The sequence below is a fragment of the Collinsella aerofaciens genome (genome assembly GCF_015558785.1).
Lineage (GTDB): Bacteria > Actinomycetota > Coriobacteriia > Coriobacteriales > Coriobacteriaceae > Collinsella > Collinsella aerofaciens_P.
Genome location: NZ_JADMOP010000007.1, coordinates 20,347 through 44,247 on the forward strand (window position 1 = coordinate 20,347; position 23,901 = coordinate 44,247).

At 59.0% G+C, this 23,901-nt stretch carries 20 protein-coding genes and 1 pseudogene; 3 read left to right on the top strand and 18 right to left on the bottom strand.

All coding sequences use genetic code 11. The features are described 5' to 3' along the window. Positions 1 to 5: 5 nt before the first annotated feature. The 12 genes from alaS to ileS form a co-directional block, all read right to left on the bottom strand. On the bottom strand, positions 6 to 2,663 hold the full coding sequence (alaS, locus tag I2G40_RS04725; protein ID WP_195544358.1) for an alanine--tRNA ligase: 2,658 nt from the start codon (positions 2,661 to 2,663) through the stop codon (positions 6 to 8). 152 nt (positions 2,664 to 2,815) lie between these two features. Then, positions 2,816 to 4,225, bottom strand: coding sequence for an AI-2E family transporter (locus I2G40_RS04730; RefSeq protein ID WP_195544359.1), 1,410 nt, complete (start codon positions 4,223 to 4,225; stop codon positions 2,816 to 2,818). After that, positions 4,222 to 5,013, bottom strand: coding sequence for an RNA polymerase sigma factor SigF (locus I2G40_RS04735; RefSeq protein ID WP_022094589.1), 792 nt, complete (start codon positions 5,011 to 5,013; stop codon positions 4,222 to 4,224). The genes I2G40_RS04730 and I2G40_RS04735 overlap by 4 nt, the downstream gene beginning before the upstream one ends. Before the next feature lies 1 nt (position 5,014). After that, on the bottom strand, positions 5,015 to 5,392 hold the full coding sequence (locus I2G40_RS04740) for an ATP-binding protein (protein ID WP_195544360.1): 378 nt from the start codon (positions 5,390 to 5,392) through the stop codon (positions 5,015 to 5,017). Continuing rightward, complete coding sequence (locus I2G40_RS04745; RefSeq protein ID WP_195544361.1) at positions 5,385 to 5,978, bottom strand: hypothetical protein; 594 nt, start codon at positions 5,976 to 5,978, stop codon at positions 5,385 to 5,387. The genes I2G40_RS04740 and I2G40_RS04745 overlap by 8 nt, the downstream gene beginning before the upstream one ends. Positions 5,979 to 6,078: 100 nt before the next feature. Next, positions 6,079 to 7,428, bottom strand: a complete 1,350-nt coding sequence (locus I2G40_RS04750; protein ID WP_195544362.1) for a replication-associated recombination protein A — start codon at positions 7,426 to 7,428, stop codon at positions 6,079 to 6,081. 60 nt (positions 7,429 to 7,488) lie between these two features. Beyond that, positions 7,489 to 8,736: a deoxyguanosinetriphosphate triphosphohydrolase family protein gene (locus tag I2G40_RS04755; RefSeq protein WP_195544363.1), complete on the bottom strand. Its 1,248-nt coding sequence runs from the start codon at positions 8,734 to 8,736 to the stop codon at positions 7,489 to 7,491. Positions 8,737 to 8,767: 31 nt separating this feature from the next. Next, the gene (locus tag I2G40_RS04760) at positions 8,768 to 9,190 is read right to left on the bottom strand and encodes a prepilin peptidase (RefSeq protein ID WP_195544364.1); all 423 of its coding nucleotides are present in this window, start codon (positions 9,188 to 9,190) and stop codon (positions 8,768 to 8,770) included. 81 nt (positions 9,191 to 9,271) lie between these two features. Then, positions 9,272 to 10,567, bottom strand: a complete 1,296-nt coding sequence (locus tag I2G40_RS04765) for a glycosyltransferase family 2 protein (RefSeq protein WP_195544365.1) — start codon at positions 10,565 to 10,567, stop codon at positions 9,272 to 9,274. Positions 10,568 to 10,649: 82 nt separating this feature from the next. Beyond that, positions 10,650 to 11,663, bottom strand: a complete 1,014-nt coding sequence (locus I2G40_RS04770) for an RluA family pseudouridine synthase (RefSeq protein ID WP_195544366.1) — start codon at positions 11,661 to 11,663, stop codon at positions 10,650 to 10,652. Continuing rightward, positions 11,663 to 12,262, bottom strand: coding sequence for a signal peptidase II (gene lspA, locus I2G40_RS04775; RefSeq protein ID WP_229090660.1), 600 nt, complete (start codon positions 12,260 to 12,262; stop codon positions 11,663 to 11,665). Before lspA ends, I2G40_RS04770 begins: the two co-directional genes overlap by 1 nt. A 372-nt stretch (positions 12,263 to 12,634) precedes the next feature. After that, the gene (gene ileS / locus I2G40_RS04780; protein ID WP_229090663.1) at positions 12,635 to 15,412 is read right to left on the bottom strand and encodes an isoleucine--tRNA ligase; all 2,778 of its coding nucleotides are present in this window, start codon (positions 15,410 to 15,412) and stop codon (positions 12,635 to 12,637) included. A 511-nt stretch (positions 15,413 to 15,923) separates the two neighbouring features. Between ileS and I2G40_RS04785 the strand changes: the two genes are divergently transcribed. Beyond that, entirely contained in the window at positions 15,924 to 17,006 is a 1,083-nt protein-coding gene (locus I2G40_RS04785; protein WP_195544368.1) for an iron-containing alcohol dehydrogenase family protein, read from the top strand. Positions 17,007 to 17,054: 48 nt separating this feature from the next. Here I2G40_RS04785 and I2G40_RS04790 read toward each other — a convergent pair whose 3' ends face one another. Beyond that, complete coding sequence (locus I2G40_RS04790) at positions 17,055 to 17,510, bottom strand: 2-thiouracil desulfurase family protein (RefSeq protein ID WP_138112401.1); 456 nt, start codon at positions 17,508 to 17,510, stop codon at positions 17,055 to 17,057. Between the two features lie 81 nt (positions 17,511 to 17,591). Next, positions 17,592 to 19,484, bottom strand: coding sequence for an ATP-dependent zinc metalloprotease FtsH (gene ftsH / locus I2G40_RS04795; RefSeq protein ID WP_195544369.1), 1,893 nt, complete (start codon positions 19,482 to 19,484; stop codon positions 17,592 to 17,594). 122 nt (positions 19,485 to 19,606) lie between these two features. Here ftsH and I2G40_RS09825 point away from each other — a divergent pair, with 122 nt between their 5' ends. Both I2G40_RS09825 and I2G40_RS04805 read left to right on the top strand, forming a co-directional pair. Next, positions 19,607 to 19,675, top strand: coding sequence for a cob(I)yrinic acid a,c-diamide adenosyltransferase (locus I2G40_RS09825; protein ID WP_148331232.1), 69 nt, complete (start codon positions 19,607 to 19,609; stop codon positions 19,673 to 19,675). Then, positions 19,666 to 19,824 (top strand): annotated as a pseudogene (locus I2G40_RS04805) (cob(I)yrinic acid a,c-diamide adenosyltransferase); the annotation flags it as partial. The gene I2G40_RS09825 and the pseudogene I2G40_RS04805, both read left to right, overlap by 10 nt. A 129-nt stretch (positions 19,825 to 19,953) precedes the next feature. Here the strand turns inward: I2G40_RS04805 and I2G40_RS04810 are convergent. The 4 genes from I2G40_RS04810 to thyA all read right to left on the bottom strand — a co-directional run bounded on the left by I2G40_RS04810 (position 19,954) and on the right by thyA (position 23,829). Continuing rightward, positions 19,954 to 21,303 carry an MATE family efflux transporter gene (locus I2G40_RS04810; protein ID WP_195544370.1) on the bottom strand — a complete coding sequence of 450 codons (1,350 nt, stop codon included), beginning with the start codon at positions 21,301 to 21,303 and terminating at the stop codon, positions 19,954 to 19,956. A gap of 125 nt (positions 21,304 to 21,428) precedes the next feature. After that, positions 21,429 to 22,343 carry a TrmH family RNA methyltransferase gene (locus I2G40_RS04815; RefSeq protein ID WP_138112397.1) on the bottom strand — a complete coding sequence of 305 codons (915 nt, stop codon included), beginning with the start codon at positions 22,341 to 22,343 and terminating at the stop codon, positions 21,429 to 21,431. A 109-nt stretch (positions 22,344 to 22,452) separates the two neighbouring features. After that, positions 22,453 to 22,971, bottom strand: coding sequence for a dihydrofolate reductase (locus I2G40_RS04820; protein WP_195544371.1), 519 nt, complete (start codon positions 22,969 to 22,971; stop codon positions 22,453 to 22,455). A 9-nt stretch (positions 22,972 to 22,980) separates the two neighbouring features. Beyond that, on the bottom strand, positions 22,981 to 23,829 hold the full coding sequence (gene thyA / locus I2G40_RS04825) for a thymidylate synthase (protein ID WP_055309513.1): 849 nt from the start codon (positions 23,827 to 23,829) through the stop codon (positions 22,981 to 22,983). Positions 23,830 to 23,901 lie beyond the last annotated feature (72 nt).

A 23,901-nucleotide genomic window follows, 5' to 3' on the forward strand; every position in this document is an offset into this window, starting at 1 on the left:
GATTCTTAGGCGCCGAGCGCGGTCTTAGCGGCCGCGAGGGCATCGGCGATGCCGGCAGCATTCTTGCCACCGGCCTGGGCCATGTTGGGACGACCGCCACCGCGACCGTCGACCAGACCCGCGATCTGCTTGATCACGTTACCGGCGTGGAAACCGGCCTTGACGGCGTCATCAGAGCCGGCAGCGAGCAGGGCCGGAGTGCCCTTCTCAGTCACGCTGGCGACGACACAAGCGACAGGGCCGGCGACCTTCTGATGCACGGTATCCCATACGTTGCGCAGGTCGGCAGCCTCAAGGCCCTGGAGCTCAGCGACAACGAGCTTATAGCCGTCGAGCTCGACGGCGCCCTCGATGGCGCTGGAGATGGCGTCGGAGGAGCCACCGGTCAGAGCCTTTTTGAGCTTATTGGACGTCTCGCGCAGCTCGGCCTGCAGGTTCTCCACACGAGCGGGAACCTCATCCACGCGGCACTTGAGCGCAGCGGCGGCGGCGTCAACGAGTGCCAGGCGGTCGGCCATATAGTCGAGGGCACCCTTAGAGGTCACGGCCTCGATACGGCGGACATTGGAGCCCGTGGAGGACTCGGAAATGATCTTGAACAGGCCGATCTCGGCGGTGTTGGCAGCGTGTGTGCCACCGCAGAGTTCGCGGGAGAACGGCTGGTCCTCAGCGCCCACGGAGACAACGCGGACGACGTCGCCATACTTCTCGCCAAACAGGGCGACAGCGCCGGCAGCCTTAGCCTCGTCGATGCCCATGACACGGGTCACGACCGGCTTGGAAGCGAAGATCTGCTGGTTGACCAGGTCCTCGACAGCCTTGAGCTGCTCGGAGGACAGGGCCTCGAAGTGCGTAAAGTCAAAGCGAAGGTGCTCGGGCGTCACCAGCGAGCCGGCCTGGGAGACGTGCTCGCCCAGGACCTGCTTAAGGGCGGCGTCGAGCAGGTGCGTGGCGGTGTGGTTGCGGCGCAGGAAGCCACGGCGCTCGGCGTCGAGCGCGGCGGTAACAGCGGCACCGACAGTCAGCGTGCCATCGGCAACGTGCGCGACGTGGGCATACAGGCCGTTGTGGTTCTTGGTGTCGGCAACGGTCAGAACAACGCCCTCGGCGGAAAGCTTGCCGGCATCACCCTGCTGACCACCCATCTCGGCATAGAACGGGGTGCGGTCGAGCACAACCTCGACGTCCTCGCCGGCGGCAGCGGACTCGACGGACTCGCCGTTGCGCACGATGGCGACAACCTTGGCGCCCTCGATCACATCGTTGTCATAGCCGTCGAACTCGGTCGCGGCGACCTTGTCGGAAAGCTCGACCCACACGTCGTTGAAGCTGCCCCAGGCGTCGCCCTTGGCATTGGCGCGGGCGCGGGCCTTCTGGTCCTCCATGCAGGCAGTGAAGCCGTCCATGTCGACGTCGTGACCAGCGGTGCCGGCGATCTCGACGGTCAGATCGATGGGGAAACCAAAGGTGTCGTGCAGCTTAAAGGCGACATCGCCCGGAAGCACGGCGCCCTCGGAAAGCGCTGCCAGAGCCTCGTCCAGATAGACGCGGCCGTTGTCGAGCGTCGTGGAGAAGCGCTCCTCCTCGGAGGCGACGATACCCTTGACGAGGGCGACGTTCTTGAGCAGCTCGGGATAAGCCTCTCCCATCTGAGCATTGACCTCGTCGATGAACTTGGTCAGGAAGGCACCCTCGATGCCCAGCAGGCGACCGTGGAACACGGCACGGCGGAGCAGACGGCGAAGGACGTACTCGCGACCCTCGTTACCGGGCAGGATGCCGTCCGAGATCATAAAGTCGACGGCACGGGAGTGATCGGCGATGATGCGCAGGGAGCGGCTGGCGCCGGAGTAATCGTCGGCGTCATAGGTCTTGCCGCTAATCTCCTCACCGAGCTTGATGAGGTGCTGCATCAGATCGCCGTCGTAGTTAGCAGTCTTGTGCTGCATGATAGCGGCCATGCGCTCCAGACCCATGCCCGTATCGAGGTTGCGGTGCGGCAGCTCCGGCATGGAGCCGTCCTCCTGGCGGTCGTACTGGGTAAAGACGAGGTTCCAGAACTCCAAGAAGCGGTCGCAGTCGCAGCCGGGCTTGCAGTCGGGGCTGCCGCAACCGACCTCCTCGCCCATGTCAAAGTAGATCTCGGAGCACGGACCGCAGGGGCCGGTGGGGCCAGCGGCCCAGAAGTTGTCGTCCTCGCCCAGACGCGAGATGTGATCCTCGGCAACGCCCAGGGAGCGCCACACGTCATGGGTCTCGTCGTCCTCGGTAAAGACGGTGAAGTACAGGCGGTCGAGCGGCAGCTTGAACTCCTTGGTGATGAGCTCAAAAGCCCAAGCGCAGGCCTGCTCCTTGGAGACGCCGCCAAAAGAGAAATCGCCGAGCATCTCGAAGAACGACAGGTGACGGCCGTCCTCGCCGATGCAATCGATGTCGTTGGTGCGGACGCACTTCTGGCAGGAAATCGCGCCGATCTCCTTCATGGTCTTCTTGCCCTGGTAGTACTCCTTAAACTGGTTCATGCCGGCGTTGGCAAGCAGCAGCGAAGGATCGTCGGGAACAAGAGACGAAGAAGGATAGAGCTTAAGACCGCGCTCCTCAAAGAAGTTGAGGAACTTGGAGCGGATCTCGGCCGTAGTCATTGACGGGTAGTCAGCACTCATAGAGGGAATCTCCTCGGTTTCACATCGAAACAGTTCAAACGTAACGATATTACCATCCCACCGCGCAAGTGCAAAAAAGAGGGTCGGCACAATGCCGGCCCTTCAGCGAAATTGCATGTTAGCGCGTATGAATATTAACCCGAATTACCCCGCTAGTTGTCGTCATCGTCCATGGAGCCGTCGATGCCGGTTTTGGTATCGTCGTCCGAGTTGGAGTCATCGTCCTTGGCGAAGGGATTCTTGAAGAAGCCCGTGGCATCGGGTTGCAAACCCGAGAGCTTGATCCAGGGATTATCGAACTCGGGCTTAGGCATCGCCTGGGCCTCAGGCGCAGTCTCGTTACCGATGAGCTCGGACTCATAGATGAAGGTGTCGTCACCGAGCGCGTCGTAAGCGGCGACCGGGTTGCCATCGGCATCGCGGTACGGCGTGCCCTTAAACACGGCTCCGTCATAGGCCACAAGCTGGCGGCCGGTCTCATTCTCGAAGTAGTACACGAAGATACCCTTGAGGGCCGCACACAGCGGGATGGCAATAATCATGCCGATGGGGCCCATGAGTGCCGAGCCAATAACGAGCGCCGTGAGGCTCATGATGGGATGCACCTGCACCGAGCTCTGCATAACCTTAGGCGAAATCACGTTATCGGTGACGTTTTGCGCGATCATCGTCACGATAAGCGTCCAAAACGCCAACATGGGGCTGAACATGAAACCGAGTACCGTGGCGATTGCTGCGCTCACCCAAGGACCGACGACCGGAACCAAATGCATGATGCCGGTAAAGATAGCCATGAGCGCCGCATACGGATGGCCGATGATCATAAAACCGATAAAGGCGAGGAAACCACCGCAGATGGACGTCACGACCATACCGCGCATGTAGCCGCCGACAGAGCGAGAAAGGATGGCGACCATAAAGCGGTACGAGGTCTCCTTCTCCTGACCGATGATGGTACAAATCTCGTGATGCATGCGAGGGTAGTCGCAGGCCATCCAGTAGGCAAGCACCAGACCAAGGAAGATCACGAACAACTGCGAGGCCGTATTGGTGATGAGCGGGAACACACCGCGGCCAAGCTCGGCAGCAATCTGAGACACATACTTCGATGCCACGGCAACCAGCGACGAAAGATTATCGTCCAAATACTCCTTGAGCGGCGTGTTGTTGAGCGTCTTGGCATGCGAGATCATCTCGTTGAGATCGCCACCTGCAACACGAAGCTGCTCGGGCAGGCGGCTCAGGACTTCCATGATCTGACCAAAGAGAATCGGCGACAAGATGCAAACGACACCGACGAGCACGGCAACAACAACAATAAGCGCGATAAGCGAACCGATGCCGCGATTCACGCCATGGTGCTCGAGCCAATTGGTGATCGGGGACATCACAAAAGCAATGATGGAGCCGACGGCAAGAAACTCAATAACCGGTGCCAGGATGCCCATAAGGTTAAAGAAGACAGCAGCAATAACAATGCAGCCGACAACAGCCCAAATGCGCAGAGTCAGAATGCGGGTGTCGCGCAGCACGCGATCGGTTTGTTGGGGGTGCTCACTCATGAACGAATCATCACTCCGTCGGGGTCGATCTTGTCCTGAATCTTCTTAAGCGTGCGGCGCAGCAGACGCGAAACCTGCACCTGAGAAATACCCAGTTTCTTGGCGATCTCGATCTGGGTCATGCCCTTCACAAAGCGCAGCTCGATCACCTCGCGCTCGCGCGGCGAAAAATCACGGATGGCTTCCTCGATCACTAGGCGGTCATCGGTAAAGTCGAGCTCGTTGTCGTCGTCGGCGTAACGGTCGAGAATCGAGGGAGCATCGTCGGAATCGGACGCACCAGGAGCCTCGATGGGCACCGAGGTATAGGCCGAAGACGATTCCATAGCCTCGAGGACCTCATCGACAGTCACATCTAGATACTCAGCGATCTCCTCAACCTTGGGCGAACGCTGCAGCTCGTTGGTAAGTTTGTCAGTAGCCTGGTTGACCTTGGCAGAGAGCTCCTGCAGGCGACGCGGAACGCGCACACTCCAGCCCTTGTCGCGGAAATGGCGTTTGATCTCGCCCAGGATAGTGGGTGTTGCAAACGTCGTGAACTCGAGCCCGCGCTCGGGGTCAAAGCGGTCGATAGCCTTGAGCAAACCCAGATATCCGACCTGCATGAGGTCGTCGAGCGGCTCGCCGCGATTCTTAAATTTGTTGGCAAGAAACCTTACCAGATTCATATGGGACATGACGAGCTGCTCGCGGGCGTCCGGATCACCGGTCTCTTTGTAACGACGAAACAGCTCGCGGGTTTTCTCCTTGTCCCAAGCGGTCTTGCCGCTTCGGGAACGTTCGGTCATATTAGATATCCGCCTTGAGGTCGAGGGAAAGCGTCAGGGGCGCCGCAGTCTTTTCGTAGGAGTCGCACACACTCGCGAGGATGAGCTCGGCATATACCGCAGCCTGGTCATCCTCATCGACAGTCGCCTGATCGCCAAAGGTAAATGTCATACCCACGTGAGTTTCGTCGACATCGAATTTAATCGAGATATCGTCGGAATCAACAGCCGTGCAGCCGAAAATAAATGCTTCCTCGGCAGCCATGCGGATGTCCTCGATGCGATCGACGGACATGGAACACAGGGCACCAACGTTGGCTGCCGTCATGCGCACAAGGCGAGCGAGACGCGGGTCGCCGGCAACGGTCAGCGTGATGGGGCAGGTTGCTTCGCTACTCATCGCAGGACTCCTCAGAGGTCTCGGAGGGTGTATAGGTGTAATACTGAGCCCGCTTGGATGCAGACTTCTGAGCCACATCTGCGCCATCGGCGGCCTCGTCCTCCGCCTTGCCAATCAAGACGCGCTCGGTCGGCTGCTCGGCTTCTTCGGCGGCAGCGGAAAGCTTGCGCTCGGCTTCAGCTGCAGGAGCCTTCACCTTATTGAAGAGCTTCTGCACAGCACCGGCGGCAGAGTCGGTCACGCTCGACACAGCATTGCTGGCCTCGGCCATGCTACCGGTGACCTCAGAAATGTCGCGAACCACGGCTTCGACCTCTACGAGATTGGAGGTAAGGGCATCAACTGCCGTCTTGCTCGACTTAAGCAGCGGCTCCATCTGGGCAAGCGCCGGCGTAAGCTCATCGACAGCGCCATCGAGCTTTGCCACCACAGGCTGAGCCTCGGCGATGGTGTTGTTGAGGTCGTTCACGGTCTTATCGAGCGAGTCGACAACATTGCGGGTCTTGCGCAGGGTAAGCGCGAGCTCAGCGATGACCCACACGCCGGCAACGGCGAGCAGCAGCAGGGCAATCTGAATGGGACTCATACAAGCCTCCCAAAGGAATCGATATACAGACGGTTTCCATGGTACCCCAAAGGGGACCGAACATGCCAAGAGCAGCAACGTGGGACAAAATTATCAGCAGCTACTTCGGTGCATTCCCGCTGCGGTCGCGTTCGCTTTGCTCTACGCGCCACTCTTCCCAGCCGCGCCCGGCAGGCTGCCAAAATGCACCGCGTTCCAAGCCTTCGGGCAAATAGCGCTGATCGACCCAGCCTTCGGGATAATCGTGCGGGTATTTATACACACCGTAGTCGTCGCTGCCTGGACGATGGCGATCGCGCAGATAACTCGGCACCTCGCGAAGCCCACTAGAATGGATATCGGCCAGCGCCGCATCAATCGAAGCCTCACACGCGTTGGATTTAGGGGCCAAACACACATAGAGTGCAGCCTGAGCCAGGTTAATGCGGCACTCGGGATAGCCAATGACCTCGGCAGACTTAAACGCGGCATGCGCCACCAAAAGCGCCTGCGGGTCGGCGTTGCCAACATCCTCAGAAGCCTGAATCATAATACGGCGAGCGATAAACTTGGGATCCTCCCCCGCATCAATCATGCGCGCGAGCCAATAGATCGTGGCATCGGGGTCGCTACCGCGCATGGACTTAATAAACGCACTGATGATGTCGTAGTGCATGTCGCCGTTTTTGTCATACGAAAATCCACGACGCGGGTTGGCGATCTTCACGTCATCCACGGTGATGGGATAGCGCTCCCCCGCCGCGGGCGCTGGCGTTCCCTCGGTATCGGGACGCGTGACGGCAATCTCGCTCGCAAGTTCGAGCGTCGTGAGCGCCGAGCGAGCGTCACCCGCTGCCAGCGTGCAGATGGTCTTAACCGTATCCTCATCGGCCGAGAACTTGCAGTTCAAACCCTGCGGCGCCTCGAGCGCACGCTCGATAAGCGTGGCGATATCCTCGTCTTTAAGATGCTCAAGCTCCACCACGCGACCGCGCGAGAGCAATGCCGAGTTGACCTCGAAGTACGGATTCTCCGTCGTGGCGCCAATCATAATGACGGTACGGTTCTCAACCGCATGCAGCAAGGCGTCCTGCTGAGACTTGGAGAAGCGGTGAATCTCGTCGATAAACAGGATGGTGCGGCGGTCGTAGGTATTCAGGCGCGTCTTGGCCTCGTCAATCACGCGGCGAAGATCCTTTACGGTACCCGTCACGGCGCTGACCTCGACAAACTCGCTCTTGGTATGGTTGGCGATAATGTGGGCCAGCGTCGTCTTACCCGTACCGGCCGGCCCGTACAGAATCACGCTCGAAAGCACGTCGTGCTCGATCGCGGCACGCAACCATGAGCCCTTACCGACGGCCTTTTGCTGGCCCACGTACTCGTCGAGCGAATTGGGGCGCATGCGCACCGCGAGTGGCGCATTTTTAAAGGAACGCTCGCGCGTCGAGGCAGAAAAAAGGTCGTCCATAGCCATCCCGTGTATCAATCAAAAACGTTTTCCACTAACAGTATACCGAATTAATACGAACTACCGTTCGTTAATATAGGTACGGTGCGGAAACTCCAGACCAGGGAACAGCTTGCTCGTCAGCTCGCAGAAATAACCGTCCGTCATGCTCGCGATATAATCCACCACGGCTTGATCCTTGTCGTCCCGCCAGGCATAGGTGCGATCATAGTAGGAAAGCTGCTGCTCAATGCGCGAAATATGGTGCTTAAAGATGTAAGAGGACTCGTCGCCACTGTTTAGATCCCGCAGGCAACGGTCGTAGAGCTTTTCGAACGCCTCGCGCAGCTCCACCTCGGAATCGCCTTCGATACCGCCCTTGCTATAGATCTTCTCGTAGTTCTCCCGCTTGGCCCGGCGGATTTCCTCAAACAGGTCCTCGCTCATCTCGATACGCGGCTTACCATAACTGTGCTCAACGATATCGATGGAGGCATGCGTGAGGATCCAACTGTTGTAGGCACCGCCCCGGCCATCATCAAAGGCGTCGGGTGACAGCAGGCCCGCCGCAATGGCGTCTTGGCGATCGCGCCCAACGTAGGCAAGAATATCCGAGATGCGAACGACGCAGCCCTCGAGCGTCATGGGACGCAGATGCTCAATTGCGCTATAGCCCGTGGCAATGCAATCTTCAACCGTCAGGTCAAACTGGTCAAAGGAGCTCATGTCCGAGAGCTCAAACACACGCTGCTCGTACTCGCCGTTATGGCATAGCACGCCGTCGAGCGTCTGGAGCGACACGTTGCGGCCGTACAGTGCGTCGAGCACGCGGACCGACTGCACGTTATGGAAAAAATAACGCCCCGTGCGCTCATGATAGATATCATTGAGGAAGCGCTCGCCGGCATGGCCGAAAGGCGTGTGTCCCAAGTCGTGACCCAGGCCAATCGCCTCGATCAGATCGCAATTGAGCCCCAGGGCGCGACCGATATCGCGCGCAATGCGCGAGACAAGCTGCACGTGCAAACCGCGGCGTGACAGATCGTCATTGCTACGGAAGCTAAAGACCTGCGTTTTGCCTGCATAACGGGTGTACGCCGGAAGATGAAGTATCTTTTCGGTATCGCGCATAAACGCCGGACGCATAAGCGTGCCTTTGTCGGCAGCGCGATCAATACGACGAATGACCTGGTCGTCGTTACAACGATACGGGTTGACATAGCCCGAAGCACGATCAGCGACAATGCGCTCGACAAGTTCGGGCGACAACGCCGAGGGAATACGGTCCATGCGCGCCTTAATGACGGCCGTTTCTTGATTAGTTGCCATGGCATGCTCCTTAAGAAGGATGCGCAATCGGTTACAATGTGCAGCCCACGACCTCGATTATGGCAAAAATCGGCACCAAAAACGGGAGCAATGGCAGGGAGCGCGATTTTGTGATGAGGCAGGAGAGGGCAAGGACCAGGAGCGCAGTGGCAAATGCGACGATGCCGCCCATAGGGTCGAGCGTGCAAAGCGCAAAGAGTGCCTTGGCATCTCCCATGCCGATGCCCGGGGTTTGGCGAAAACGACGCCAGAGGGACTCAGTCAGCACGAGAGCAAAGTAGACGATGACCGCAAGACCGGCATGGTCAAGCGCCGTGTTAACGCCTTTGTCGAGCCAAACGCCCACTAACGCCGTCACCGCACACGCACCGGCAAGCTCATTGGGAAAACGTCGATGGCGGGCATCAATTGCCACGCCGGCAAAGATGCAAATCCAAAACGGGATATAAGCCATCGGACTCCTCCTCGAGCTGCATCGCAAAAGCAAAAACCACCACAAAGGTGCCTGTCCCCTTTGCGGTGGATTTGGTGGTGGTTATTTGGCGCCTTGCATGACCTCGTCGAGGGTGACGTTTACGGCGTGCTGCGTCGGGACCCAGTCGACCTTTAGGAACAGTGCAGCCACCGTGATGGGGATATAGCTGAACATAAAGATCGGGAAGGTAAACAGGTTGGTCACCAAACGCCACTTTTGCGCGCAGTGAATATGCTTGTACTCAAAGATAGTCGTGAGCAACGCCAGGATAAAGAAGGTCTGGTACATCATGGCGAAGGTCATAATGAGCGACGCGGCACAGGCCTGCATCTCGACTTCGGTAGCCAAAAAGCCGTGCGAGAGTCCACCCACGATGAGGAAAGTCGCATTAGCGAGCATCGAGATCAGCGATAGCAGCATACCCGGGGCGATCGTCATGAACATGTCGTAGGCGGCAAAGCGATGATAGCGGAACGTCGACTTGACCAGATGCTTGCCGTAGGTAAAGAACACCTGGTAAAAGCCCTTGGTCCAGCGCATACGCTGCTTCCAGGATGCCTTGAACGTCACGGGTTGCTCGTCAAAGAACTCCGCCGGCGCATAGCCAATGCGAATACCGTAAATAGCGCAGAACGTAGTGAACTGAATGTCCTCGGTCAGCGTGTGGAACTGCCAACCGTGCATGCCCTCGATCACACTCGCCGAAATAAGGTAACCCGAACCCGAGACGGCGCAGGACGTCTTGCAGATATTACGCGCGTTGTTGAGGAAGCGCGCCTCGCGTAGATACCACGTGGCATTAGCTGCCGAGATCCACGAGCTGCCAAAGTTCTTGGAGTTGCGATAGCTCGTGACCACATGGAATCCCTGGTCAAAGGCATCGTTCATCTTGGACACGTAATCGCGGGAGATAACGTTATCGGCATCGAAGATAAAGTAGCCCTCGAACGTGTCGGGATACTCGTTAAGAATGCGATCAAAACCAAAATCCATGACCCAGCTCTTACCCTTGCGGGCCAGGTCGTTGCGCTCATAAACGATGGCACCCTCCTCGCGCGCGAGCTGCGCCGTGTTGTCGGTGCAGGCATCGGCGACCACGAAGACCTCGATAAGCTCGGACGGATAATCCTGATCCTTGATGGAGCGAACAAGGTTGGCGATCACGGCCTCCTCGTTATGCGCCGCGATAAAGAAGGCATAACGATGGAGCTTTTTGGCCTTAGGGGGCGCGACCTCACCACGAAGAGCGCCAATGACAAAGAAGACCACCTGGTACAGAAAACAGACCGTGAGCAGCGTGACGACAATCTGGTTGAAGATCACGATGGGTGTGTTGGTTTGTAAAAAGGCGAGCATGCAGGCTCCCAGCAACGCGTTACGTAAACAACCGTATATCTTACCGCAGGCTTACCGAGTTCAAGAAACCACCTAATACTGGCTAGGCTTCGAGAAGACCGAGCTGCGGAACGATTTCGTCTCCAACGGCCGTGCGACCGAGCGAGCGCGGAGCCAGATCGTCGAGAACCGCAGCGAGATCCCACGGCAACTCGTCGCGGCACTCAATGCGCTCCCCCGTCACGGGATGGTCGAACGCCACGCGCCAGGAATGAAGGAACTGCCTGGTCAGGCCCTGGTCGGCGCGCGCATCGCACTTGCCGTAGAGTGGATCGCCCACGCAGGCGTGGTTGATATGACGCATATGCACGCGAATCTGGTGCGTGCGACCGGTAAACAGATGGCACTCAACGAGCGTATAACCATCGTCAAAGCGCGTGGAATCAAAGCGCTCGAGGACCTTAAAGGTCGTAATGGCCTGGCGCGCGAAAGGATCGTCAGAAACCGCCATCTTGACACGGTCGCGCGTCGATCGGGCAATACCGGTGTTAATGGTTCCCTCGTCCATGGCGATGTGCCCGTGGACAAGCGTGATATAGCGGCGGTCGAGTGTGCGCGTACGGATAAGATTTTGGAGCGCGCGCTGGGTGTCGTCGTCCTTTGCCGCAAGCATGAGACCCGAGGTATCGCGATCCAAACGATGCACGATACCGGGGCGATCCTCGCCCTGCACGGTGCCCAGATGGTCGATACCGCAGTGATAGACCAGGGCATTCGCGAGCGTACCGCTCTCATGACCATGCGCAGGATGGCACACCAGGCCACGCTGCTTGGAGAGCACAATGAGATAGTCGTCCTCATAGCGAATGTCGAGCGGGATGGCCTCGGGAATCACATCGGTGGGATCGTGCGGCTCGGGCAAATCGACCGAAATACGGTCGCCGGCTCGCACGGCGTACTTTTTAGACAGACAGGTCTCGCCATTGACGGCGACGGCGCCGCCCTCGATCAGATGTGCGCAGGCAGAGCGCGTGGGACAGCCATCGTTGGCGCCCAGATAGGCGTCGAGACGCTGACCAGCGGAATCGTCGGCAACAAGAATATGGATGTCGGCCATTAACGCTCATTCCTTTCGCGAATCTTGCGGGCACGCTCCCCACGCTGCTTGGCTTTGCGTTTTGCGCAGGCCTCGTCGCGGGCGTTGAGCTCAGCGGTCGCATCGACCTCACGAGCAGCGGGACTCAAGAACATGTACCCGATGAGTGCCAGTACCACACCGACCGTAATGCCGATATCGGCCACGTTAAAGACGGGAAAGTCGATGAACGTGGTGGCTATAAAATCGGTCACGAAGCCAAAGGCCAAACGATCGATAGCGTTGCCGATAGCACCGCCCGCAACCATTGCCATGCCCACAACCTCAAGATGGGCGAGCTGGGGCGCACGAACGAGGTACACGGCAATAGCGATAATGACCGCCAACGCCAGCACGGCAAACGCAATGCCATGCCCCTCGCCCATACTAAAGGCAGCACCGATATTGCGGACAAACACAAAATCGATCACACCGGGGATAACAGTCACATGCAAAGCGTCGCCCACGGCACGAACCGCAAGCTTGGTCAGCTGGTCAACAAGCAGCACAACGAGCGCTACCCCACCAGCAACACCCAACCGCCAACGCAAAGGCGGCGTCATATCCCCAGCACGACCCAAATCAATCCCCTACCCTCAAGATCATCGAATTACGTTTAACGCAATTAACCATCTTATATTGCCACACGCAGAGCGCACGACATATTCGCTAACGCCAGATAAATAACCAGCATAAAAAGAAAGCGGCATTCCGAATAACGGAATGTCGCTTGATAGCTTTCGACTAAGAGCGAAAGCGAAAGAAAGCCTTTAGCTCCAGCAATGGAAACGCCGCGTTATCGTCACCAACAGCGAAAACGTCCCTAAGCGAGCAAGGTGACGTGAAAGAGGAGGGAAGCGTACTTTGGTACGCGACCGACGATTGAACGTCAGATTGCCGCTTAGGGGCGTTTGCAGCGTCGGTAGGTTACGGCGTTCTAGGAACGCCGTAACCTACAAAGCGTCGGCGCAGCGCTTGCAAATATGTGCATGGCCGTTGTACTCGCCGACGGTGGTGCGATAGTTCCAGCAACGGTCGCAGCACTCGCCCTCGGCAGCCTCGATGGCAACGGAAAGCTCCTCGCCCTGGGCAAGCTCAACATCGGAGACGATGTAGAACTCGGCCAGGTCGACGGCCTTGTCGCCGGTCAGCAGCGCGTACATCTCGGCGGGAACGACCGCCTTGACGCGGACCTGCTGGCTCTTAGTGAAGGTGCCGGCGGAGCGGGCATCCTCAAGGGCCTTGGTCACGGCGCTACGGAGCTCGAGGGAAGCCTCGAGCACGCCCTCGAACTCATTGGCCTCGTCGACCGTGATAGGCGACTTGTACCAATCGAGCAGCGCGGCGTACTTCTGGTGATCGACGCAGCCAGCGGGCGCATATGCCATGGCCTCGTCGACGGTGTAGGACAGGATCGGCTGCAGGTCGCGCATGAGCATCGAGAAGAGCTCGGCCAGCACGGTCTGGGCGCTGCGGCGCTCGAGCGAGCCGGGCTTGTCGCAGTACAGACGGTCCTTCAGGGCGTCGAGGTACACGTTGGAGAGCTCGGTAACCACGAAGTCGTAGAGCGCGCGGTAGGCACGCGGGAACTCGTAGCTGGCGTAGGCGTCGTCGACCTCGGCCTGGACCTGGGTCAGACGAGCAACCATGAGCTTGTCGAGCGGCAGCAGGCCGGCAAAGGCGACGCCGTCGGTCTCGGGCTCAAACTGGCCTTCGAGCTCGGAGAGCAGGAAGCGCAGCGTGTTGCGGAAACGACGGTAGGCATCGGACGTACGAGCGAGAATCTCGTGGTCGATGGAGACGTCGGAGCTGGTATCGACCGAGGCGACCCACAGGCGGATGATGTCAGCGCCCATCTCGTCGCAAACCTTGTTGGGGTCGATGACGTTGCCGAGCGACTTGGACATCTTGCGGCCCTGGCCATCGAGCGTGAAGCCCTGAGAGACGACCGCCTTGTACGGAGCATGGCCGTTGGCACCCACCGAGGTGAGCAGCGAGCTCTGGAACCAACCGCGGTGCTGGTCGGAGCCCTCGAGGTACACATCCGCCGGATACTCCAGCTCGGGACGGTACTCGCAGACGGCCTTCCAGGAGACGCCGGAATCCCACCACACGTCGAGGATGTCCTTATCGGCCTTGAGGTGATGGCCGCCGCACTTGGGGCAGACGCAGGCCTCGCCCAGGTAGCTCTCGGGAGCGTCGGTGAACCAGGCGTCGGAGCCCTTCTCGTGGAAGAGCTTGATGACGGCGTCGAGCGTGGCGTCGTTCATGACCTTCTCGCCGCAGTCGGCGCAGGTGTAGCTGGGGATAGGCACGCCCCAGTTGCGCTGACGGCTGATGCACCAGTCGGGACGCTGCTCGACCATGGCGCCGATGCGGTTTGCCGCGTGGGCCGGATACCACTTGACGTTCTCACGGACCTCCTTGCCAGCCTGCTCGCGCAAACCGGTCTTGTCCATCGAGACGAACCACTGGTCGGTAGCACGGAAGAGCACCGGATGCTTGCAGCGCCAGCAGTGCGGATAGCTGTGCGTGATCTTCTTCTCGAGGACCAGGGTGCCGCGCTCGCGCAGGAACTCGATGATGTGCGGGTTGGCCTCATCGGTATCCATACCGCTGAAGGGGCCACCGGTGCCAAACTCCTCGCCGGTGTAGAACTTGCCGTCGTCATCGACCGGCATGCAGATGTCGGTGATGCCCTCCTTGAGGCAGGCAAAGTAGTCGTCGACGCCGTGGCCGGGCGAGTTGTGGACGATACCGGTACCGTCATCGACACCGACGTAATCGGCCAGCAGCGCCACGCCCTCAACGCCGTCAAAGATCGGCTGCTTGTAGTGGATGTGGTGGAAGGTCTCGGCGGGAACCACATAGGGCTTGTCGTCGACCATAACCGGGGTGTACTCCCAGCCAAACTCCTCGCAGCACTTGGGAGCCAGGTCCTCAAGCATGACCTCGGCACGGCCGTCGTGCTCAACGGCGACGTAGGCGGCGCCGGGCTTGAGGGAAACTGCCTGGTCAGAGGGGATGGTCCACGGCGTGGTCGTCCAGATGATAAAGTCAACCGGGCCGTCGAAGTTCTCGAGGCCGGCGGGCTTGGAGGTCATCTCGAAGCGCACGAAAATGGACGGGCTCGTCTCGTCGGAGTACTCGATCTCGGCCTCGGCCAGCGCGGTGTGGCAGTGCTTGCACCAGTGAACCGGCTTGTGGCCGCGATAGATCATGCCCTTATCGAACATGGCCTTGAAGACCTCGATGTCGGCGGCGTCGTGCTGGTGATAGAGCGTCAGATACGGGTTGTCCCAGTCGCCGAGCACGCCCAGGCGACGGAAGCCGGCCTTCTGGAGCTCGATGTTCTCGACAGCGAACTTGTTGCAAAGCTCGCGGATCTTAGCCGTGGAGGTCTGGTTGAACTTCTCGGTGCCAAGCTTCTCCTCGACCTTATGCTCGATCGGCTGGCCATGACAGTCCCAACCGGGGACATAGGGAACCTCATAGCCCTGCATCATCCAGTAGCGGTTGATCATGTCCTTGGAGATCTTGTTCATGGCGTGGCCGATATGGATCGGGCCGTTGGCGTACGGAGGACCGTCGTGTAGCACGAACTTCTTGTGACCCTCGTTCTTCTTTAGAACTTGCTCGTAGACCTTGTTGTCCTGCCAGTCCTTGAGTCGCTTGGGCTCGGACTTGGAAAGACCGGCACGCATGGGAAAACCGGTCTTGGGCAGATTCATCGTCTGCTTGTACTCGTTTGCCACGGTACCCCTTTCATGTCGTGGGCGCGCACGCCCGATGGGCACCAAAAAAAGCGCCCGTCCCTGCAAGCTGGGACGAAGCGCCACAAAACGGGCTGCACGCCCGCAAAAGCTCTTCGCTTAACCACCCAGCTTAGATGCCCTCGCCCGCGTATTCGCGCGCTCGCATCCGTTACTCGGCTGGCCTGTATCGACGACCATCTCGGCGATGTCTACTAAGACGAGCCTGCGCGGCACGTCCGTTGGGACCGCAGCTCCGGGGTGATTTTCATCGGTCGCATGCACGGGTTCTCAGCGCTCCCCGCTCTCTGTAGCATGCGGACGGCCGACTACTCGTCCCCATCAACGCTTATGCGGAGTATGCTAGCACGTTCCGCGCCGGCGAAAAACCCTCAACACTGGTTTTATACGTTCGAAATTTCTCGCGGCTGTGGACCTTCTCTAGGAGCAAAATACCTGAAAGCACTTTATCGAAAGAAAGAAGGTTGCCATGCGCACGATTGGAATGAGTGATTATACCGTTGGCGAGGATTGCTTTACCGAGCTGCCCGCCGCACTGGCCGAGTACGGAGCGACCAAGGTCGCTATCATTGGCGGCAAGCGAGCCCTGGCTGCGGCGCTGCCGGGAATCGAGGCGGCACTTGAAGGTACCGATGTCGAGGTCCTGGAGACGCGCGTCTATGGCACCAACAGTACGCGTGCCAATATCGCCAAGGTCGTGAACTCCCCTGCCTGCCAGGAAGCCGACGTGCTCATCGCATGCGGCGGCGGCAAGGCGCTCGACACCGTGAAGACCGCAGCCATCGAGCTCAAGAAGATCGTCTTCACCGTCCCGACGATCTGTTCTAACTGCTCCGCCGCGACCGCCATTGCCGTCGTCTACAACGACGATGGATCGCTCGAGGGCTATTCGTACCCCAACCGACCGGCGCACATCTTCATCAATCCCAAGATCATCGCCGAGGCTCCGGCGGAGTACTTCTGGGCCGGCGTGGGCGACGCCCTGTCCAAGCAGCCCGAAGTCGAGTACGCCACGAGCGCCGGCGACCTGGAGCACACCGCCGGCCTTGGCCTGGCTCTTGCCCACACCTGTTCCGAGCCGCTGTTTACCTACGGTGTTCAGGGTCTTGAGGACGTTCGTCAGAATCTGTCGAGCGAGGCCGTCAAGCAGATCGCGCTCGACATCGTGGTCAACACGGGCTATGTCTCGAACCTGACCAACCAGAACGATTACTACTACAACTCGAGCGTGGCGCACGCGTTCTACAACGCCACCTGCAGCATTCCGCGTGAGGGCACCTACCTGCACGGCGAAGTCGTAAGCCTGGGCGTGCTGGTGTTGTTCGCCTACACGGGCGACACCGAGAACCTTAAGCGCTATGCTGACTTCAACAAGCAGATGGGGCTGCCCGTAACGCTTGAGCAGGTCGGGCTTTCCGAGACCGATATCCCTGCCCTGTGCGAGCACGCGCACGCCACCAACGAGTGGAAGCAAGGCAACCCGGAGCCCTTCACCGACGAAAAATTCGCCGCCGCCATCAAGGCCGCCAACGCCTACGGCCACACGCTCTAGACCCAGGCCAAAACCACCACAAGGGAGCAGCACCTTTGTGGTGGTTTTTTATTGCTCCAGCATGCTGGGGTCGAACTCGCTAGCCGGGATCACGCGATAACCGTGGCGGAGCAGTAAATCAACGAAGACGCCGTTGCCCGCCGTAAGGGTGCCGCTGAATGTTCCGTCGTAGATGCGACCCGCGCCGCACGAGGGACTACGGTCCTGCAGGATGCACGCGGCGATCTCTTCCGGCCCGCCCGCCTGCTCGCACATATCGAGCGCTCGTTGGGCACCCAGGCGAAATTCGCGATCGACCGATATGCCCTCGCAGGTACGAACCTCTCCGTTCACAATCTCGGACGGCTTGCGCGGCGTGGGCAGGCCCCCAAAGACCTCAGGGCACACCAAGAGGACCTCGGTCCCTGTACGCTCGCAGGCCTCGACCAACTCGCGATGGTAGTTGTCGAGCCCGTTATACTTGCAGCTCTCGCCCATCAAGCAGGCGCTCACCACGATCTTCATTTCCATCCCTCTCAAGCAAAACGCCCCATTTGAGAAAGCTGCTCAAATGGGGCGTCGGCGTTTACTGGCTCGGCCGCGGCTTTACTGCTGCTTGGGCATCAGCGGATTCTCGCGCGTGAGGAGGTTCATGAACTCCTCGCCCGTGATGGTCTCCTTCTTATACAGATAACGAGCCAGCTCGTGGAGCTTAAACTTGTTCTCCTTCAGAATCTGCAAAGCGCGGTCGTGCGCATCCTCGATCAGCTTGGCGACAATCGCGTCCACGCGCTCGGCCGTACCGGGGGCGCAGGTGAGCGACGTGTCCTGATTGAGATACGCGTTCTGCACGGTACCGAGCGCCATCATGCCAAACTCGTCGGACATACCAAAGCGCGTCACCATATTACGGGCGAGCTTGGTGGCCTGCTCGATGTCGTTGGCGGCGCCGGTCGTCATCTCTCCAAAGATGAGCTCCTCGGCTGCGCGGCCACCGCAATAGACAGCGAGCTTGTCCAAGACCTCCTGGCGCGTCGTCAGGAAGCGCTCGTCCTCCTCGACCTGCATGGTATAACCAAGAGCACCGCTCGTGCGCGGCACGATGGTGATCTTCGTGACCGGCGCAGAGCCCTTCTGGCGAGCGGCAACGATGGCATGGCCGATCTCGTGATAAGAAACGACCTGCTTCTCGTGGTCGGACAGCACCGTGGACTTACGCTGTTGGCCGGCAATGACGACCTCCACCGACTCCTCGAAGTCGTCCTGGGTTGCACGCTTGCGACCCTCGCGAACGGCGCGCAGGGCGCCCTCGTTGATGATATTGGCCAGGTCGGCGCCCGAGGCACCGGGCGTGGCGCGGGCAATCGCGGTCAGGTCGATCGGCGGCTCGGTCTTCACGCTCTTGGCATGCAGCTCGAGGATGTTCTTGCGGCCGGTCAGATCGGGCAGCTCGACGGGGATGCGGCGGTCAAAACGACCGGGGCGCAGTAGAGCGGGATCGAGACTGTCGGGGCGGTTGGTTGCGGCAAGGACAACGATACCCTTATGGTTATCGAAGCCATCCATCTCGGTCAGCAACTGATTGAGCGTCTGCTCGCGCTCGTCGTTGCCGCTAAAGCCGCCGCCATCGCGCTTCTTACCGATGGTATCGATCTCATCGATAAAGACGATACACGGTGCCTTTTCCTTGGCCTGCTTAAAAAGGTCACGCACCTTGGCGGCGCCACGGCCGACGAACATCTCGACGAACTCAGAACCCGAAATGCTAAAGAACGGAACACCAGCCTCGCCGGCAACAGCCTTGGCAAGCAGGGTCTTACCGGTACCCGGAGGGCCAACAAGGAGAGCACCACGCGGCAGCTTGGCGCCGATCTCCTCGTAGCGCTGCGGCTTCTCCAGAAAGTCGACGACCTCCTTGAGAGACTCCTTGGCCTCTTCCTGACCGGCGACGTCCTTAAAGGTCACGCCCACGTCCTTGGAGGCGATCACGCGCGCGCCGGACTTACCCAGTCCGCCGCCGCCAAAACCGCCGCCGCCAAAGTTCATCGACGGGCCGTCATCGCCCATAGCCTTCTTCATGCGGCGGTTGAGCCACCAACCGATGAGGAAGAAAATCGCCATGGGAAGAATGAGTGTGAGCAGGTAGTAGGTCATCAAACCCGAGTTTTTATCGGGAACGACCGACTCCAGCGAAGCGCCAGACTCAAGCACGCGATCGGTAAAGCCCGCATCGTTCGGCACACCGGTCGTCTTATAGGCGATGTTCTCATCCTCGCCCTTCTTGGTGTAATAAATCGAGTAATCGTCCGTGTTGTACTCGACCTTTTCGACGCTCTTCTTGTCGAGCGCTTTCACAAACGTCGAGTAATCGGTCTCCGTAATCTGCTGCGTGTGACCGATGTTGGGGAACAGAACGGTCGAGAGCACGAGGTAGACGACGAAGGCGATGAGCACGTAGAGGATCATATTCCGTCTACGCTTGTTGTCATCCATCTCCATCTGCTTGAACTCCATCTACTGGGGTTGATAATAGTTTCTAGAATACCCAACCCGAGCGACGATAAACCGACGCCGGGCACGAAAGGACAGAGATGGCATCACTGTAAGTCGGCAAGGTTCAAATCTATACGGGAGACGGCAAGGGCAAGACGAAGGCTGCTTTGGGGCGCGAGAGGATGTCGAGGAACTGATTGCGATAAAGCCCGCCACCACGGAGCTCGTGCTAACCGGCCGCGGGCTGCTGCCGTTGGCCGACCTCGCGGACTTAGTCACCGAAATACGTCCCATCAAACACTACTTCGACGAAGGCCTCCTAGCCCGCCAAGGCATCGAATACTAATTGATTCGTTTTCCGCCAACACCTACAGCTCATAAGGAAGTTGCGGTGGAATAGTACTTGTTTGACGGTCCGCAAGGGCTTTTCAGGAACTATTTCACCGCAACTTATCAGGGGTATCTGACGGATGAGCTAGGCGGTGGCGCGACCTAGCCAGTTGCCGCTGTGGTGGTAGATGGTGAACATGGTTGCGGTGATGAGCCAGGTTACGGGGTAAACCAGCAGTAGATGCTCGAGCGACGGATCGAAGGGCATGATCGCAAACACCCAGATCACCCTCAAGACAACGGTGCCAAAGATGGTGAGCATCATAGGCTGCAAACTCACGCCGGCGCCGCGGATGGAACCCGAGGCGTTCTCGATAATCGAGAAAATCGCATAGAACGGCGCAATGAAATGGAGGATAGTCGTGGTGTACGCCGAAATCGAAGCATCGTCGACAAACAAACGCGACAGCGGGCCCGAGAACACCAGCAGCACGGCAGACAGGCCACCAATGAGCATAAACGACAGCACGAGCGACGTATGGTAGCCCTTGCGCATGCGCTCGTAGTTGCGCGCGCCAAAGTTCTGCGCCGAGAACGTAGTGATCGATACGCCGAGCGCCTCGGTCACCATCCAGATAATGCCATCCAGGCGCCCAGATAGACCCCAAGCAGTCGTGACATCGGCGCCAAACGAATTAACCGACACCTGGATCAGCACGTTCGAGATCGAATAGGCAGCCGATTGAAAACCGAGTGGCAGACCACACGAGATCATACTCTTGCAAATACCGCGATCGATACCGAGCTTAGACAGCGAAAGACGCCATGCACCCGGAGCGCGCATCATGCGCAACACGATCATCGTTGCATTGGAGCAAATGGTCAGCGCCACCGCGATGCCGCAGCCCAGCGCCTCCATATGCAACACAGCGACAAAAATGATATCCAGCACCACGTTAACCAGGCAGCCAGAGGCAATGATCACGGCGGGGCCGCGCGTGTCGCCCACGGCACGCAGCAGTGCGGTTCCCATATTAAGCAGCAGTGCCGCAACCATCGCGGCAAAATAACAGCGAGCATAGGCCACGCCCTCGGCCAATAGTTCATGCGGCGTGTTCATAAGCACCAGCATGGGCTCAACGAACACTATGCCAAGAATCGAGAAAGCGATACCGCCCACCAGCGCGAGCGTCATGGCTGTATGGACCGAACGACTCAGTCGCTCATCATCGTGCTGGCCAAAATACTGACCGGTAATGACCGCGCAGCCGGCGCCGACGCCAACGCAAAAGCCAATGCAGAGCTCGGTGAGCACCATCGTGGCTTGAATGCCACCCAGCGCGAGCTTGCCGCCAAACTGACCGACGATATACGTACCGATAAGCGTGTAGGCCTGCTGAAAAAACGAACTAAAAAAGATGGGAACGCACAGCGACAGCAGCTGTTGCCAAATGACACCCTGCGTTACATCGATAGCCGTAGATTTCTTAGCCACACGCCCTCCCCGCCAACGTATGTTAAACAACAAAACGGCAATTTAAGACCAAAGCAAATACCAGCTTAGCACCGACCGGCGTCGACCGAAACACCCCGAATCAGAGCCCAGTGCAAAATATCTGCCTAGTGATACAAACCCGGCTGGTAGTGATACTCATTGCTCACGTGCGGGCACAGCTGCCAAAAGGCGACGGCGCTCGCCGCGGCCACGTTGAGCGAATCGACCCCGTGCGCCATCGGAATGCGCACCGCGTGGTCACAGCCGGCAATGGTCTTGGCGCCCAAGCCGGCACCCTCGGTGCCCATAAAAATCGCCAAGCGATCAATCTTCCGCAGTACAGGATCATCAAGCGAAACAGAGTCGTCCGTCAACGCCATAGCGGCACACGAAAAACCGGCATCGTGCAACGCGCTCAGACCATCATGCGGCCACACACGAGCCTCGCTGCCAATGCGCGTCCACGGCACCTGAAACACGGTGCCCATGCTCACGCGGGCCGAGCGACGATACAGTGGATCGCAGCACGTCGGGCTGACCAAAATACCGTCAACGTTCAATGCGGCAGCCGAGCGGAAAATCGCGCCAACATTGGTGTGATCGACAATACCCTCAAGCACGCACACGCGCACCGGACGACCCCCCGCCGCCTCGACAACGCCGCCCAAGAACTCATCAACCGGAATCTGACGCGGGCGACGGAACGCCGCCAGCGCGCCGCGCGTCACGTTAAAGCCCGTCAACTGCTCCATGAGCTCCATGGAGGCCACGAACACGGGAACCGGACCCGCTCCCTCGCGCACGACAAGCTGGTCAAACAGCGGCATCATCTGGTCGAGCCAGCGCTCGCCCAGAAGAAAGCTCACCGGCTCATATCCGGCGCGAACCGCACGCTCGATGACCTTGGCACTCTCAGCGATAAAAATGCCCTTCTGCGGCTCCAGCACGCAGCGAAGCTCACGCTCGGTCAGTCGCACGTAGGCATCGAGCCGCTCGTCCTCGAGCGAATCAATTCGCAGAACCTCAACGGCATCAGTCATAGCAGCCAGCCCGCACCCTTCTTTACAGCACATCTATACCAAACGAGGCGACGCTAAGCGCCGCCCCATGCATTCAATCAACCCGATGATACCGTTCACGCCAGACGATTTACGCCTCGATGCGACGATACGTCACGAACTCATAATCGACGCCCTCGTCACCCTCACCGGCGGCAATCGTCGCGACCCCGCCACGCCACGCAATCTCCCACGCGGGATCGGCGTCCAAATCGGGAAAGTACGTGTCCACGGCATGAGTGCAATGGTTGTGCGTGACCTCGGCCTCGGCGCAATACGGCAAAAACTGCCGATACACCTCGCCGCCACCGATCACCCAGGCAACGGGCTCATCGGCAACCGCGGCGAGCGCCTCGTCGATGCTATGCACCACGTCGACGCCCTCGACAGCAAAATCCTCGTCGCGGGTAAGCACGATATTGCGACGGTTCTTGAGTGGACGCCCACCGGGAAAACTCAGCAGCGTCTTGCGCCCCATGATGACCGGGCAGCCCTTGGTGCAGGCCACAAAATGGCGCATGTCGGCGCGATTGGACACCACCATGTCGCCCTCGCACCCAATGCCACAATCGTCACACACGGCAACGATAGCAGATAGCTTACACGTCATGAGCACCACCTACACCGCAATGGGAATGTTCTTGACCTGCGGGCCGTGCTCATAGCCCTCGACGATCAGGTCATCGGTCGTAAACGCATAGAAGTCATGCACATCGGGGTTGAGCGTTACCTTGGGTGCCGCAAACTGCGGACGCTCGATAAGTTCGCGGACAATATCGACATGACGGTCGTAGATATGGGCGTCGGCGATCACATGCAGCAGCTCGCCGGGAATCATATCGACCGACTGCGCAACCATCATTAGCAGAATGGCGTACTGGCACACGTTCCAGTTGTTCGCGGCCAAAATATCCTGGCTGCGCTGGTTGAGAATCATATTGAGCGTCGGTTTGTCATCCTGCGGGCGCTGCGTGACGTTATACGTCACGCTGTAGGCGCACGGATACAGGTGCATCTCGGACAGATCGCTAAACACATAGGTGTTCGTCATAATGCGGCGGCTGTACGGCGTGTGCTTAAGGTCGTACAGCACGCGGTCCATCTGGTCAAAGTCGCCCTCGGCATAATGGCTCTTCTGCCCAATCTGATACCCGTAGGCCTTGCCGATGGAGCCGGTCTCGTCAGCCCACTCATCCCAAATGTGACTATTGAGGTCATGCACGTTATTGGACTTCTTTTGATAGATCCACAGGATCTCGTCCATGGCGGACTTGAGCGCCGTACGACGCAGCGTAAGTGCGGGGAACTCCTCGCGCAGGTCGTAGCGTGCCGTGACGCCAAAGTTTTTAATGGTATAGGCAGGGGTGCCATCCTCCCACACTGGGCGGACCTTTTGGCCCTCGGTGGTGGTGCCATGGTCCAAGATATCGCGGCACATGGTTACAAACTGCTGATCAGCTTTGCTCATTGACCCTCCTGTCAGTCGCCTATAAGCGAGATTTATTGTAGCCCAGGCGCGCGAGTGTCGAATTGGGCACTT